The organism is Pseudomonas sp. B611, assembly GCF_055407965.1.
In genome coordinates, this window is record NZ_JBUZST010000003.1 from 277,170 (window position 1) to 291,336 (window position 14,167).

Genomic DNA, 14,167 nt, shown 5'->3' on the forward strand with positions numbered 1-14,167 from the left:
CAGTGATCCGTAACCGTCCGGTAGACACATCTTGACAGAATCATCTTAGGCCGATGGCGCGAGCAAGACGCGTCCAATTGCGGCGGATAGCTAAGCCTTTATGCGTGGATAAAGCGCTACAGCAAACCGCAGGGAGAACGACAGCAAAGCGATGATCAGCAGGCTGAACTTCGACGTCTGAGGGCTGAGCTCAAGCGGGTCACTGAAGAGCGAGACATATTAAAAAAGGCCGCCGCGTACTTTGCCAAGGAGTGCGGTTGAAGATGCGATTGGTGCAGTTAAGTAAACCTGCTCAAGCGTTTCGAATAGGAAACTCCAAGCGAAAGTTCGTCCCTGATTGACTGCTGTCTACGGTTACCCGACCGCCATGCAATTGCATGATTGAGCGAACGATTGCTAACCCCAGCCCACCGGAGTCGTCCGGCTGATTGCGTGACGGGTCACACCGGTAAAAGCGCTCAAACAGTCGAGGTAGATGTTGTGCTGAGATCGGCTGGCCTTGGTTGTGTACCGTGACTTCAATCCTGTCCTCCCATGCCACACTGCTGATAGTGACTGGCGTTGCAGAAGAACCGTAACGCAGCGCATTGGCCAATAAGTTGGCCAATGCTCGACGGATCAACGCAGGATCAGCACACAGTTGATCACGGGTCTGGTTGATCAGTGTGACATCACGCTCCTGCGCCACGCCTTCAAAATACTCACACAGTTGCTCCACTAGATCATGCAGGTTGATGAGTTCATCACTGACAGACGCATGCGACTGCTCGGTACGAGCGAGAAACAACATGCTGTCGATCATTCGCGCCAGACGCTCATACTCTTCCTGGTTGGAAACCAGCAAGTTTTGATAGTCTTCAATTGAACGACCATGCCTCAGGGATTGTTGGGTGTGGCCCATAAGGTTCGTGAGCGGCGTACGCATCTCGTGGGCAAGATCCTCTGAGAATCGTGAAAGTTGCGCGAACCCATCCTCAAGACGTGCAAGCATTTGATTGAGCGCATGGCTGAGCACTTGCAGTTCGCTCAACTCGTTGAACTCGTCAAGCCGCAGATTCAGATGGTGTACATCAATTGCAGCAGCACGCTTTGCTAGCAAGCGCACGGGGCGCAAGCCACGTTGACTGACCCACCCGCCAAGCACAAAAGCCAGCAATGCGCCGACGGACATCGCGAGCCAGAGCTTCACTCGGTAAGCCCCCAGCATCTGCTCGCGCTCGCTCAACAACTTGCCAGCAATCAGGGTCAAGCCGCGATCCCCCTGCATGACATGCTGCCAGGCAAGCCGCACTGGCACCGAAGTGTCACCATCACCCAACTGAACCTGGGCGGCAGTCGGTAACGTGGGCAAGCTCATGCTCACAGGGTTGATTTCGATCAGTACCTGGCCTGTGTCATCGATAATCCACAGCAGGTTGTCGCGATTGCCCAGCATATTTTCGTATAGCTTGGGCCGATTTCTGAGTTGCTCGACGCTGACGCTGTCGTAGATCAATGCCTGCATGCGCTCCAGGCGCCCGAGCAGCGCCTGGTCATCGCGCCACGCGATTTCTCGCTGTAACGACTGATAAAGATAAAAACCAATGGCGCCCAGCAGCAGCACACTGACCAACGCGAACATGACCGCCAGGCGCAAGCTCAGGGCGCGCGGAAAAAGTTTCAGGATTGCACCTCAAGCATGTAGCCGATGCCGCGCACTGTCTGTATCAACTTGAGCGGGTAAGGATCGTCAACCTTGGCGCGCAGTCGTCGTATTGCGACGTCGACCACATTGGTGTCACTGTCAAAGTTCATCTGCCAGATCTGCGAAGCTATCAACGAGCGTGATAGCACCTCCCCTTCACGGCTGACCAGCAGGTGCAACAGCGCAAACTCCTTGTTGGTTAAGGTAAGGCGCTCTCCCCTGCGCGTAACTTTACGCCGCAACAGATCCAGGCTCAGGTCTGCAACGATGAACTGCTCGACCTCACGCGGCGGCCCCCTGCGCAGCAGGGTACGTACGCGCGCCAACAACTCGGCATAGGAAAAAGGTTTGACCAGGTAATCATCGGCCCCCGACTCAAGCCCCTTGACCCGATCCTCCACAGAGTCCCTGGCGGTCAGAAAAAGAACCGGGGTTTGCCACTTGCGCCGAATAATCTGAAGCAATTGCCAGCCGTCCAGGCCCGGTAGCATGACGTCCAGGATGATCAGGTCGAACTCACTTTCCTGTGCCAAATACTGGCCCTCCAGGCCATCCAAGGCGACCTCAACCACATAGCCCGACTCAGTCAGGGCTTTATGGAGGTAATCCGCCGTTTTCGCTTCATCTTCAACGACCAGGATACGCATCTCTTCCTCCAGAACTGGGGCATAGACTAGCGCGACTGACCGTTTTGGCACATTACATCTTGGTAATCATGGGGCAATCATTCTGACGGAGTGCACGGGTCATCATGCCTGGCAATGACTCATTGCCAGAACAAACAAAGGGAAAAGCATGCAGATAAGCCTATCAACTTCATTGCTCAGCGCACTTGCAATGAGCTCTGCGCTCGCCGTTGCAGCCCCGGATCAAGTTGTGCAGCGCAACGACGTTTCATTGGCTATGGCCAATGATTTGCTAAATAGCGCGCTGGCAGCGTGCCATGCCGAAGGCCGCACAGGTGTTGCTGCAATTGTCGACCGTGGAGGAAATTTAGTCGCCCTGCAACGTGACGATAACGTGGGGCCACACAACATATCAGCCGCCCAACGCAAAGCCTTTACCGCCCTATCCACCAAGACGCCAACACGACTCTTGGCAGAGCGTGCACGTAGTACACCCGATGCTGAAAACCTCAACACCCTGGGTGAGCTATTGCTGCTGGGCGGCGGAGTGCCGTTGATGTTTGAAGGGCAAGTCATTGGCGCTATCGGCGTGGCTGGTGCCGGTGGTGCAGCAAACGATGAAAGTTGCGCATTGGCAGCTATCAACGAAATTTTACCTACCGTCAAAAACTAAGGACATCATCATGACTGGATTGAAAACGTTCTTCGCTGGTGTTGTATTGAGTGTCGTATCGTCACTGGCATTAGCGGCAGGAAACCCGCTGAGCGTGCATGTACTCAACTTACAAGATGGTCTGCCCTCCCCTGGCGTCAATGTCACGCTGGAAAAACAGGACGGCAAGAACTGGAAGATGCTCAACAGCGCCGCGACAAACGAGCAAGGGCGTATTCCCGGGCTGTACCCCGATGGCCAGGCCCTGGAGAAAGGCACCTACCGTGTCACCTTTCAAACCGGTGAGTGGTTCAAAGCTCACAAAATCTCCAGCTTTTTTCCAGAAGTACCGGTCATTTTTGAGGTTGACGGCACGCTTGCGCACTACCACATCCCGCTACTGCTCAGCCCCTACGGGTTCTCTACCTACAGAGGTAACTGAGCTTCTACCGAACAGAGAAACGTGGCAGGGTCGCTTATTGCTATTGCAGCGTGCTAAATCAGAGCAAATTCCGCAAGATGTCATACCCCACATACAGCAGCATCGATGCGAAAAACACGCCCGTGATGACTGTCAGTCTTTTCACATGCTGCTGGCTGGATGAGAGCTGCGCAGCTAGGCCCGCATTCTGCTCGGTCAGCAGCGCGACAAGTGCGGTTTGCTCGCCTGTGACCGCTGCCGAGAGCTGTTGCACAATGCGTTGGTTTTCAGCTGCCACGGCCTCGACCTGCGTCGACAGCTGGGTCAATACACCTGCCACGTCCGTGCCCAGGGTGCTGACTTGCACCACCAAGGCCGAGTTGATCCTCTTGCTGAATTCCCGGTTCAACGCAATTTCTTTCAAGACCTTTTCCACCACCTCGGCCTGCTCGACCTTGGCTGCTTGGTCGTCACGCCCGAGTGCTTGCAGCCCAGCCAGAAGGGTGTCCTGCGAAGCTTGCTGCTGCTCGGTGATGCGAACGCCAACGCCAACGACCGCTGCGTTGAAATCATTGACACTTGAGCTATGCGATGACGACAGCTGGCGCGACACTTCAGCGGCCGAGCTTTCGATGTGCGGACGCAGCGCTTCGATCGACCGCGCCAGCTCCCCCTGCTGCAGGGTCGCCCCAGCGATCGCTTCAAGCAGCACGGCCTCAGTCGAGCTCACGCTAGAGGAATGGACGGCCGTAGAGTGCTCGAGCAAGGCCTCGACTGCACGAGCGTCACTCGCGCTCTGGTCGGTGATATGTTTCTGAAGCTTGGTGAGCAACGAAGGGACGTCTTCTTCGCGGATCTTGCGCAACGACTGCAGCAACGACTTCGTGGCTTTTTCCGCATCGTCCGCGGAGGCGCCCAAGATGTCGTTGATAGCGGTGATAGCATCTCGTGTGTCCGCAAGGTCTCCGTTCAGTGCCTTGATCGAGGTTTCGAGTGGGTTGAGAGGCTCCTTCAGGATCTTTACCATCAACTCGGCAAGGGTCTTTTCTTTGTTATGAATCTCTGTCGCTGTACTCATTTTTCAGGCCCGGCCATCTTGGCTTAGTCTCATCAGTTCTGCCCGCTGGTTGCTCAACTGCGTACAGGCCAGCAGTTGCAGTAACGCGTCACAATCATCTTGCTCGTTCATCGCCAAGCTCATCCGCTGGCTAAGTTCGGCAAGGTATTCCTCGTCGAGCAAGTGAACGAAGCGTTTGCATCGCTCGAGGTCTTGTTGCGAGGTTTGGGCAATGCGCTTCAACTCGCCGCGCTTGAGGGCGGTCTCGTGCTCAACTCGCTCGCGCTGCTTGATCAGAAGCATCTGCTCGTGCCGCTGCAGTTCGAGGTTGGCTTCGAGCGCATTCATGTCGCGTTTGAACGCTTGGTCAAGCGCTGTCAATGCCCCGAGCCAATGTCTTTTCCACAAGCGGACCAATTCGTGCCGGGCTTCGCTGCCTGCGCTGTGAACCTGCCTCAAATCTTCTTGATAGTTTGATGAGAACAGATAGGTATCGAAGGTGTAGTCCGCGAGTGTGTAGCGAATGGAACTGAACGCATCGTCGATAATATCCTCGATCACCTGCAAGCCAGGCTCATTCACGAGCCTGCGCACACCTTCCCAATACGCACAGGACTTCGACAATCGGGGATTGCCCTTAACCTCCAGGCGCATCCCCTTGAGTAGCCTGTAATAGTCATTAACCAACGTCCTGAGCGTCTGGCAGTCATCCTTGACCGCACCCTCCTTGGGAGGATAGCTACCGGAGGCAGTGAACACTGGGCTCGAGGCCGCGTGCTCGATCAACTTCGTTCCCTCTACCAATGTATTGGCATGCAAGTCTTGCAATGCCGTCCTCAATTTATCCTGCGCCTTCTTGATCGCTGCGGTCCAGATGGAGATCTCGTTCACAAGCGTTGTGTTTTGGCTTTCCAGTCGCTCAATGGTCTGCTCAACTGCCTCGGTCTTCTTCTTCTGGATATAGCTGACGCCCAAGTGACTATCGAGCGTACTACGCAGGCGGCCAACCGGACTTGTGGATTGCGAGATCTGCTCCAGCAACTCGCTGCGCAACCCGGCAATCAACGGCGCGATCCGGGCATGCAGTTCCGGCTCATTCTCTTGCATGCTCATCCAGCTGGTGCCGAACTCCAGTGGAAAGTACAGCTGCTCATCCTGGGCCTGAGCGCTCAGGCGACCGAAAAGCTTGATTTGCTGGATGAGACGGCGCCGAGACTTCGAAGCATCGAACTTCGCATCCTCGCGAGCCGCGTCTTTGATCGACTGTGCGAAGTACGAATAGGTTGTGACAATGCGAAAACGGTGCGGCATGGCCTGCCAGTCTTCGATTCCAGGCAGCGTCAGCGCCTCAGGCCGCAGGAAGCCTAGGTCATCGCCGCGGCCAACCAGCAACACCAGGTCAGCGAAGGGCAGATAAGTCTTCGCCATATGGTTCACATGCGCCTGCTCTGCAGCGTTGGCAGGGTTGTCGCCTGGTAGGTCCAGAATGCGGATGCTCGGCCCCTCGGCGGTCTGGCTGGTAAAGAAAGACGATGGGATATGTACCACACAGGGCGACTCGGCAACCAGTCGCCCGCCCTCCATATCTTCCCTGAGCCGGCCAAGCGCTCGGGTAACGTCGGCTTCGGCCTCGAACCAGCGCGTTTTCGAGCGCAGAGTCAGTCCCCAGCGGCCGTTGGCCGAGCGGCAATATTCCATGGCGGTGGCCGTCGCCGACTTGCCCGCCTCGCGCCCGCCACGCATGACCTGCGAGATCCTCCCCAACTGGGCCGGGTCGATGCCCATCAGGTCGAGCAGCAGCGTGGTCTTGCCGACCTGGGTCTTGCCGAATATGACCACATAGGGTTCGGCCACTTCCTCCTTGAGCTGCAGCTTTTCCTGGACGTCTTTGCTCAACGTCTTGATCAACCGCGCATAGGCACGGAACGCCCAGTCTGACTGATGTTCCTGCAGAGCGTGCCAATGGTCCATCACGGCTTGCTTGGCCATGTCAGACACCACGGTCGGCGATGAACAGCTGCAAGCCAGAAGCCGACGAATCCAACTCATAGCGCAAGTCACTGGTGATCGAGGTGACATCGGCGATGGCTTTGGCAAGCCGGTCCTTGCGCATCAGCAGCTCGTCCATGCGGTAGCGGGCACGCAGCCTCGCACAGACGCGCGCGCGCGCCACGGCCATGGTCTCATCGAAGGACGTGCGAAGATTTTCAACATGGTGGTCATGGACGGTGCCGAGCATGACCCTAGCCTGGGCGCTTGCTGCTTTCTCGATGCTGCGAATCCGCGTTACCGCCACGCCAGTCAGATACGCAGCCGCGACGACTGCGGTGGCCGCCACTGCAGCGGGGTGCAGCGTGAGCGGCATCGGGAGTTTGGTCTCCGATCCCGAATCGCCGGCATCAGCCGCATCAGCCGCATCGCCCGCATCCGCGCCAGCCTTCTTGCCGAAGAGCGCGCCCAGTATGTCGGAGTCTCCATCGCTGACCACGTCTACCGCCAACACGGTGGCGAGCGAACGAATAGCAGTCTTGCCAAGCTCGACGCCTGTCCTGAGATTCTCGACACTGGCTGAGACGGCATTGGCGCCAGGCGTGCTATCGATGGGTACGAAGTCCTGCTTGACGCCAACGGCCTCAGGCATAGCGAAGAGAAGCCGGGTGTATTCCAGCGACATCGCAGGGATCAGCTCGGCACTGGCACCCACCTGTTTGCTGACATCCTGGTTAGCCTGCGAGTCCTCCCGGTGGCCATTGCCCAGAAGGATGCTGATATCACTGATCGCTTCAGGGTTTAGCTTCTCGAAACGTACGGGTTGACCCGATGCGTGCACAAAGCCCATCTGGATCAGATTCTCGGATTTCGCCTGTGGCAAACGCGCGAGAGAACCCTCCCCCGATTTCTCTGCGGACACTCGCTCAAGCTTGCTCGCCGTTAACGACGATACGCCTTGCGAGTAGTGCTGAAAAAACGCCGGCGCTGCTTCGCGCCAAGATCCCTGGACAAGATCCTGCATCTTCATTCTGGTCTGGCTGCTGGTATCGAATGCATTCGACAACCAGTTGCCGAAGCCCTCGTGATCGGCAATGAGCCGAGCACTCATTGAATTGGACGCTTTGGAAAAGGCCTCCCCAGCCAGCTCGCTCACGAGCCGATGATGCTGGCTGCGAAGCTCCGCTGCTGCCTCATCGAACCGGCCCAAGACCTCTTCCAGCACTTCAGCGCCATCAATCCCACTCGCTTTGTCGCTCGTGAAATACAGCCGCGACTTGCTGCGGATTGCATTCAACACCCGTGTCAAATCCTTGCCTACGATTTCAGAGAGATGACTCATCTGGAAGTGGCGATCCGATTCTCCGGTGAAGTTGAGGTCGTCTATGGCGCGACGCAGGTGGGGCATCCACTGTCCAATGTACTCGGCGTCGTCGGTGCCGCTCAGGATGATATTTCGTTCGGCCAGCTCGGGCGCAACCTGGAACGTCGCCTGGGCGCTTGAGCGCAGCTCAGCCTGCCGCTTGGGATCGTTGCGATGGGCCTCGGTCTTGGAGACCACGATGTACGGCTTACAGCCTTTGAGCTCGTTCTCCAGCATGTCGCGGACGATCTCGAGCTGCTGCTGGTTGGCCATGCGCGTCTCGTCGGTCACGATGATGCAGCCACCTGCCGCGATCATCGCCTGGCGCATCAGTTCTTGCCAGGCGCGGTTGTCGCGCTCCTGTTTCTCGTACCCCGGAAGCAGCAACCACGCCTGGTTATCGCGCTTGAAGTAGCGGCGAGGCACTTTCAGGACCGGCAGCAGATCCTCGGCATTGGGGTCGCAGATGGCGCGCTGGAACTCCGCAACATCCACCTCGAAGTCATCCAGCCTGTAGCCCTGCGACGCCGCGTCCGGAACCAGCCTGCGAACGTAGCCCTGCGCGCGCTCGAGGCCCTCTATCTCAAGGATGAGTACCGGCATTTTCTCGCCACGGCCCTCGTTGCTCTGCAACCACCTCGGCCCATCACCGCGCAGATCATAGATGCTCGCCATCAGCGTCGTCTTGCCCGCGCCCTGAGAGCCGCCCATCACAACGATCCAGGTGTTTCCCAGTACCTCGGCGAGTAGCAGACGGCGCATCACCTCAAGCAGTTTCTCGTCGATTTCCTCGTTACCAAGGTCGGTGCAGGCCCCGCGTAGACGACGCAGAGCTTTATTCAGATCGGTCAGCAGGAGCGCAGGTGATTCCATCGCCATTGTTTCTTCCTCGGTTCATCTTTGAGTTTAGACGCCAGACCCTTGCGGCAGACATACTTATGCCGCAAAGGTATCGGCGGACTCGCGAGAAGCTTGACTGGCAGAAGCGCCGAATCTTAAAGGAGTGAGCTTGTACATTCCGCAGGACTCGCTCAACGCCTCGTTCTCATCAGGCACCCATAAATCTGGTCAGGGAGAGTATCATCACAATACTGGCCATTTGCCTCGGGGCGCGGCAGAATTCTACAGTTCGCTCTGCGCCAGTAGTCAATCACCGTCATTCGTACGATGACACCCCTTGGCGCTTCAGGCTGGAGATAACATGCTCGCTGCAATATTGAACGGCAAGCGCCGAGGTAGCGGCGTTGAAGGAAGGCATTCAAGCCTGGGAGATGCCTGCGGGGCGGAAGACATCCTTACCGCCACCATCGTCGAGCGACTGATTTACCTACCCGAATCTGTGCGTGATAGCTTCTTCGTTCAATTGTTGGGACCCGACAAATCAATTGGCACCTTGGAGGATTTCGAGTTCTGGCCGTCATGGTGGCTTGACGAGCGACGTGTCGAACCCGATGTGGTGCTGTACGGCTCGGAGCGTACGCTGCTGATTGAAGCCAAGCGCCACGACGATCTCCAACAGCAATACGCTGTACAGCTGGCAAATGAGTTGCGGGCTGGTTGGGCAGGCAAACACCTGGGTGAGGGCTCGATACTCCTCACCATTGGTGGCCTTCAAAATTACACGCAGAAAAGCACCTCTGAGCTGAAATCCCAAATCGACAGAGAACTGCCCGGGGCAGGCTCAGATTACGAGTTGGCGTGCTGCAGTTGGTATCAGCTGTTCCAGGCTCTAGAAGCAGCTATTTCCCTCGCCTCGACGGACTCATCGCCAGGCCTTCAGCGTCTGCTGGATGATATTGCCGCCGCTTACGAATGGCATGGGTTGCGTATTCTTCCCCGGCGCTGGTTAGGGCAACTGGCCCCGGTATCGATCGACTCCACGCGCTCCCCTATCTTCGCGCCCGGAACCGTTAGCGCCAAGCGAGTCCCGAGCCACGTAGCGACATCCCGCTTCCTGTCAGACCTTTCTGCACCTTCTATTCAAATTACCCAATTCCCCATTGCACGTTGGAGCTGACTGACTTGACTACTGCAACCTCAATCGACAGCGCTCTTCTGGATGTGCGCAAGGCCTATCGCCTGCTCGCGGACTATCAACAGCGCATTCTTGAGCTACTGGGTTTCATACGTGAGGAGCTGGACGCTGATTATTACACTCAGGTACCGCGAAATCGTGTGCCGCGCAAGCTGGATGGGCTAGAGGTCAGCAACAGCGCAGGGCAACGTTTTCTGCCGCTCAACGACATGTCTGTGCTATGGCTTCGTAGCGGCGGGCAGGAGGATCCCGTGCATTGCCATGAGAAGGGTGATCTGTTATTCGACGTTTGGCTCCGGAACGACACGGGCAATGGTGAAAACGCCGAAGAAGCATCAATCGTCGAGAACAGCCGAAGCGAGTTGCGCATCTATATCTTCCAATGCGTGGAACCCCGCAAAGGGCAATGCGACTGGCTTAGGCAAGTCTGGGAGTTGACGTGCTATCCAGCCATGGGAGAGGTCCTCGAATGTGATGGCAATCCTGGATATCGCGCTTACGCAGAGGCTTTGGACTTATCTGTATGCACCGATGAGAATGCCATCCGCACCGCCTTGAACGGGCTGAGAAAGCGCGCGTCGGAGAAGCTTGATCAGCAAATTTGATTTCTGAGCTTTGGCCAATTGAGTCGAGCTTCTCGAAAAATAATGATCATTTAAGGGTATACCTTGCTCACATCCTTCAAAATTGATGGAATAACCATTCCACTCCTCCCCTCCCCTCTACTTGGGCCCGCTAACAGCAAGTTGTTCGCGGCCGACACAATGACATTGCTGGTAGGCCCTAACGGAAGCGGAAAAACCCGTACAATGACGGGCCTCGCTTCGATACTGGCACGGAAGCACATATCAGGAAAAAATTCTTCTGGTGCCTTTTGGGATAACGAACAGGACGCCGATTCGACTTGTGCGATCTTTTACACTTCTGTGCCTTACCACATAGTCCCTCCCAACAACAGAGAACGTTTTCGCTTCATAAAGACTAGCCTGACAAGAACAGATCAACCTCTTAATTCTGAACGCAAAGAAATCATTAAGGATCTCCAATCGGCGTTTGGGCTTGAAGCCCGAAAAATCTTTACACTCCCCGAACTAGACGAATACGACTTTGACAGAATCATGTCCCAAGTCATCCCGACTGGAAAAGGCGTCACCGATCAGTGGCTCAAGCCGTTTCGAGAAGCATCACAACAGCTTAATCAACGCGTGCGCCTCCCAGATGGCAAGCTAGACTGGGGGCACATGGATAAACTTAGAGTAATGCGGCTAAATTTGGCAAGTAAGTTTGCAAAAGAACTACGCGAAAAAATCGGCACTGAGTTTGCATTAAAGATACGCTCCTTCAACTTTGCCAGTTCTGGCCGAGCGATTTCACCTTCCGCTCAAAAACAGCTACTGGCGCTTCTCGGCTTTTCATTTGAGCTGCCACCGCCAAAACAGGCTACAGTGCCGAAAAAGAAATATGAAGGTGCCTTAGAAAAGCTTAGAGCAGCGGCAAAAATACTACAGGACCTTCAGTTAAGTAAGAAGGTCTACCACATCAATGACGAACAAAACGAAGACTTAAAGGCCATAAACCTAGGAAAGCTCGGCAGCCTTAGCCTTACTCAGCTAAGCTCCGGCGCCGCGACATTGATACATCAGTTCGGCAGTATCGACATGGCTTGCGAAGAGCTATTGAGAGAGAAGAAATTTACTAATTTGGTGTTAATGATCGATGAAGGAGACGCTTTTCTTCATCTAGAGTGGCAGCAAAGGTATATAGATTATTTGGACAGGACCGTCACCAGGCTAAAAAAACAGTTTTCAACTGTCCAGGTCTTGATTGCAACTCACTCCCCAGTACTTATGTCTGATTTTCCGCGCGAGTGCATTTACCTGCTAGACGCCAAAAACTGGATCGACGAATTGATGGAAGACGTTGTCCCAACAAAACCAAGCGAGTCCTTTGGCGCCCCGCTGGATGCGGTAGTACGCCATGTCGGGCAGACCGGAACAATGGGAACGTTCTCATCTCGAGCGATCAAAAGCGTCGTTGAAGACGTTATTGCAGGGCTTCCAGTTTCCGCCGAAAGAATTGAGATGATCGGAGATCCTATCATTCGGCGTCAACTCACAAAAAAGCTATACGATCGCGACTAGACGGAGACCTAGACTAAATGCAAATCAACATATCCGACATATGGTCGGACGATGTAAAACAAGCTCACAAGAATTTTTTTGAAGACGTCATATCTCGGGCATTTCCACACCGTAATCCATTAATTTCGACGCTTTTATTCGAATATGGAGCCGCTCTTGCCACCTCTCAACCAGCGACACTCAGAACCATAGTCCAACACATTGAAAAAGCCAAAGCAGCTTACCACCAAGACATCTGCGACGAGTTCAACGATGCCTGCAAAAGGCTGTTTGACTACGATCGCTTTGCACAGAAAAGTACCAAAGGCTGGAATGCGTATAAATTATGCTCGACCTCCACGTACACCATGTGCCCGTACTGCCAACAAAGTTTAGCAGTCACCATTTATCGGGACGCGAAAAGTAAGGCGTTGCGCCCTACACTTGACCACTTCTACCCTAAACACAAGTATCCTTATCTGGGGCTATCGCTCTACAATCTTATCCCCAGTTGCCACCCTTGTAACAGCTCGCTAAAAAGCACCGAAAATTTCTATGAAAAAGAGCACCTTCACCCTTATGAAGATAGCGAGGCGCTTCAGTATAATATCGACCTGGACGCTTACATAAAACATCGCGAGCTGGGTTTGAGAACACCTGCCCCGAAAGTGACTATAAACGTGCTCCCGGACACACATCCACTTTATAAAAAAGTTCAGCACTCCATTGAGACCTTTGTAGCGAAGGAGCGCTTGAGCATCTCCAGGCCCGAGCTAAAACGATTTGTCGATGCGCTAATAACATATAACCCAAGCAGACTTGACGAGATCAATCACACGATCTTGTCAGGTTCTGGGTGGGTGATCACGCCTGAAAGTGCCTTAAACTTCTCTCGCCCCAATTACAAAAACGAATGGCTCGGCGCGATAAAAAGGGATCTGTATGATCTGAGTTGGGGACGCTCAGGGTAACCCTAAGCCATATCACCGAGTGGCTAGCCGTTTGAACGCAATGGTCGGCCCTTGGAACCTAATACGCCTGCTCTTTAAATCCAGCTTTCAGGTTTCAAAATGGTGGATTCCCAAACTTTGCCCGTAAGGACTATTGCGTTCACAACACGATCGGTTTTGTCTGCCTGTGGCAGCGAAGTACAAAGCACGTCCAAATATTTTTTCTTAAACCGCGTTGCTGGCATGGTATTGAACGAAATATTTTCAAGCGATGGACCGCGCACCAAGTTGGCAGAGCCGCTCAAAAGCTCGACTTTCCCAGACGAACAACCTGCAAAAAATTTTGCGTGGAAATTTCTAAGGGTCACGCCCTTGGTAATAATTTTTTCTGGCAAGCCGTAGCGCTCACGTTTGTCATACGGAATTTCCGAGCCACTATAGGCCTCCTTTAAATCCGCCCATGCCTCCCCTCTTGTAATCACTGTAACTTTCCGCGGGTCAGAGTTTCTGAACAACCATTTCCAAATGGCCAAAATATCCTCAGCACTCATGTACTGGTGGCCCACAAACGGGCTGGCAATTATTATCTGGTCGGAAATGAAGTGCCACCGAATAAGTAGCTTCTCAAGCGAGCTCATCACCTCTGTTTTACTGGCGAGACAATTCAATCTGTCTTCAAGGCTTGCAGAACTGATGTCTATCAGCAAGCAATGATTAACAAGGTCCGGCGGGATATGACTCAGTATTGTTGGGGCGCCGAAGGTAGCGCGATGAAGGTTTCCGCAATCACAAGAGATATCAAGCTGGACCAGTATTTTGTCCATCTCGCGCGCCCGGATACCTTTGGCTGATATCCAGCTGTGCCATTTAACCCAGAAGGCTTGTAAATGCTCACGCTCGACCTCCAGTGCCGCGTACGCAACAAGGTCTAAATCTGACTGATTGTAATCGCAGCGATAGAGCGCCGGGGCTGTTTTATCGTATTTGAAATCCAGCGTTATTGAAGGGATGTTGTGCTCAATGATATCGGTTGCCAACTTCAGCGTGGCGATATCTTCCTCGTCGTCTGAATGACTGACTTGAAAAATATATTCGGTATAAGAGTTGTAGGGATCTCGAACTTTAATCCTGTAACGACCCTCGCAAGCCCTGCATTTCACCGTCCATTCACCTTGTGCAACGCGGTCAGATTCGGCACGTTCTACAAAATGAAAGTCTGCATGGCACATAGGGCACAGGGCGACGAGCGAACGGTGTAGGGCTGTCATAG

The 14,167-nt window shown here is 54.4% G+C and carries 12 protein-coding genes and 1 pseudogene; 7 read left to right on the forward strand and 6 right to left on the reverse strand.

The window, feature by feature from the left end:
- Positions 1-93: 93 nt before the first annotated feature.
- A pseudogene (locus ACZRMO_RS09530) lies at positions 94-278 on the forward strand (transposase); the annotation flags it as partial.
- A gap of 14 nt (positions 279-292) precedes the next feature.
- Here the strand turns inward: ACZRMO_RS09530 and ACZRMO_RS09535 are convergent.
- The gene (locus ACZRMO_RS09535) at positions 293-1,663 is read right to left on the reverse strand and encodes a heavy metal sensor histidine kinase (protein ID WP_463972847.1); all 1,371 of its coding nucleotides are present in this window, start codon (positions 1,661-1,663) and stop codon (positions 293-295) included.
- A complete protein-coding gene (locus tag ACZRMO_RS09540; protein WP_463972698.1) occupies positions 1,660-2,331 on the reverse strand; it encodes a heavy metal response regulator transcription factor in 672 nt (223 codons plus the stop codon). Before ACZRMO_RS09540 ends, ACZRMO_RS09535 begins: the two co-directional genes overlap by 4 nt.
- Before the next feature lie 148 nt (positions 2,332-2,479).
- Here ACZRMO_RS09540 and ACZRMO_RS09545 point away from each other — a divergent pair, with 148 nt between their 5' ends.
- Positions 2,480-2,983 carry a GlcG/HbpS family heme-binding protein gene (locus ACZRMO_RS09545; RefSeq protein ID WP_463972699.1) on the forward strand — a complete coding sequence of 168 codons (504 nt, stop codon included), beginning with the start codon at positions 2,480-2,482 and terminating at the stop codon, positions 2,981-2,983.
- 10 nt (positions 2,984-2,993) lie between these two features.
- Complete coding sequence (gene uraH, locus ACZRMO_RS09550) at positions 2,994-3,404, forward strand: hydroxyisourate hydrolase (protein WP_463972700.1); 411 nt, start codon at positions 2,994-2,996, stop codon at positions 3,402-3,404.
- Between the two features lie 58 nt (positions 3,405-3,462).
- On the opposite strand, the gene ACZRMO_RS09555 is transcribed toward uraH, so the two are convergent.
- From ACZRMO_RS09555 to ACZRMO_RS09565, 3 genes are read right to left on the reverse strand one after another with little or no spacing between them, the layout of a single operon-like run.
- The gene (locus tag ACZRMO_RS09555; RefSeq protein WP_463972701.1) at positions 3,463-4,461 is read right to left on the reverse strand and encodes a hypothetical protein; all 999 of its coding nucleotides are present in this window, start codon (positions 4,459-4,461) and stop codon (positions 3,463-3,465) included.
- A gap of 3 nt (positions 4,462-4,464) precedes the next feature.
- Entirely contained in the window at positions 4,465-6,429 is a 1,965-nt protein-coding gene (locus ACZRMO_RS09560) for a hypothetical protein (RefSeq protein ID WP_463972702.1), read from the reverse strand.
- A 1-nt stretch (position 6,430) separates the two neighbouring features.
- A complete protein-coding gene (locus ACZRMO_RS09565) occupies positions 6,431-8,671 on the reverse strand; it encodes a sugar kinase (protein ID WP_463972703.1) in 2,241 nt (746 codons plus the stop codon).
- A 322-nt stretch (positions 8,672-8,993) separates the two neighbouring features.
- On the opposite strand from ACZRMO_RS09565, the gene ACZRMO_RS09570 reads away from it, so the two are divergent.
- The 4 genes from ACZRMO_RS09570 to ACZRMO_RS09585 all read left to right on the forward strand — a co-directional run bounded on the left by ACZRMO_RS09570 (position 8,994) and on the right by ACZRMO_RS09585 (position 12,918).
- The gene (locus ACZRMO_RS09570; protein ID WP_463972704.1) at positions 8,994-9,809 is read left to right on the forward strand and encodes a hypothetical protein; all 816 of its coding nucleotides are present in this window, start codon (positions 8,994-8,996) and stop codon (positions 9,807-9,809) included.
- A 5-nt stretch (positions 9,810-9,814) separates the two neighbouring features.
- On the forward strand, positions 9,815-10,432 hold the full coding sequence (locus ACZRMO_RS09575) for a hypothetical protein (RefSeq protein ID WP_463972705.1): 618 nt from the start codon (positions 9,815-9,817) through the stop codon (positions 10,430-10,432).
- 159 nt (positions 10,433-10,591) lie between these two features.
- On the forward strand, positions 10,592-11,968 hold the full coding sequence (locus ACZRMO_RS09580) for an AAA family ATPase (RefSeq protein ID WP_463972706.1): 1,377 nt from the start codon (positions 10,592-10,594) through the stop codon (positions 11,966-11,968).
- 17 nt (positions 11,969-11,985) lie between these two features.
- Positions 11,986-12,918 carry a hypothetical protein gene (locus ACZRMO_RS09585; RefSeq protein WP_463972707.1) on the forward strand — a complete coding sequence of 311 codons (933 nt, stop codon included), beginning with the start codon at positions 11,986-11,988 and terminating at the stop codon, positions 12,916-12,918.
- Between the two features lie 74 nt (positions 12,919-12,992).
- On the opposite strand, the gene ACZRMO_RS09590 is transcribed toward ACZRMO_RS09585, so the two are convergent.
- Positions 12,993-14,165: a phospholipase D-like domain-containing protein gene (locus ACZRMO_RS09590; RefSeq protein ID WP_463972708.1), complete on the reverse strand. Its 1,173-nt coding sequence runs from the start codon at positions 14,163-14,165 to the stop codon at positions 12,993-12,995.
- Between the last annotated feature and the right edge of the window lie 2 nt (positions 14,166-14,167).

What these genes read in the sequence shown, in the direction of transcription:
- ACZRMO_RS09545 (WP_463972699.1), top strand. Translation starts at nt 2,480, where the DNA reads ATGCAGATAAGCCTATCAACTTCATTGCTCAGCGCACTTGCAATGAGC.
- ACZRMO_RS09570 (WP_463972704.1), top strand. Translation starts at nt 8,994, where the DNA reads ATGCTCGCTGCAATATTGAACGGCAAGCGCCGAGGTAGCGGCGTTGAA.
- uraH (WP_463972700.1), top strand. Translation starts at nt 2,994, where the DNA reads ATGACTGGATTGAAAACGTTCTTCGCTGGTGTTGTATTGAGTGTCGTA.
- ACZRMO_RS09590 (WP_463972708.1), bottom strand. Translation starts at nt 14,165, where the DNA reads ATGACAGCCCTACACCGTTCGCTCGTCGCCCTGTGCCCTATGTGCCAT.
- ACZRMO_RS09560 (WP_463972702.1), bottom strand. Translation starts at nt 6,429, where the DNA reads ATGGCCAAGCAAGCCGTGATGGACCATTGGCACGCTCTGCAGGAACAT.
- ACZRMO_RS09555 (WP_463972701.1), bottom strand. Translation starts at nt 4,461, where the DNA reads ATGAGTACAGCGACAGAGATTCATAACAAAGAAAAGACCCTTGCCGAG.
- ACZRMO_RS09540 (WP_463972698.1), bottom strand. Translation starts at nt 2,331, where the DNA reads ATGCGTATCCTGGTCGTTGAAGATGAAGCGAAAACGGCGGATTACCTC.
- ACZRMO_RS09585 (WP_463972707.1), top strand. Translation starts at nt 11,986, where the DNA reads ATGCAAATCAACATATCCGACATATGGTCGGACGATGTAAAACAAGCT.
- ACZRMO_RS09580 (WP_463972706.1), top strand. Translation starts at nt 10,592, where the DNA reads ATGACATTGCTGGTAGGCCCTAACGGAAGCGGAAAAACCCGTACAATG.
- ACZRMO_RS09565 (WP_463972703.1), bottom strand. Translation starts at nt 8,671, where the DNA reads ATGGCGATGGAATCACCTGCGCTCCTGCTGACCGATCTGAATAAAGCT.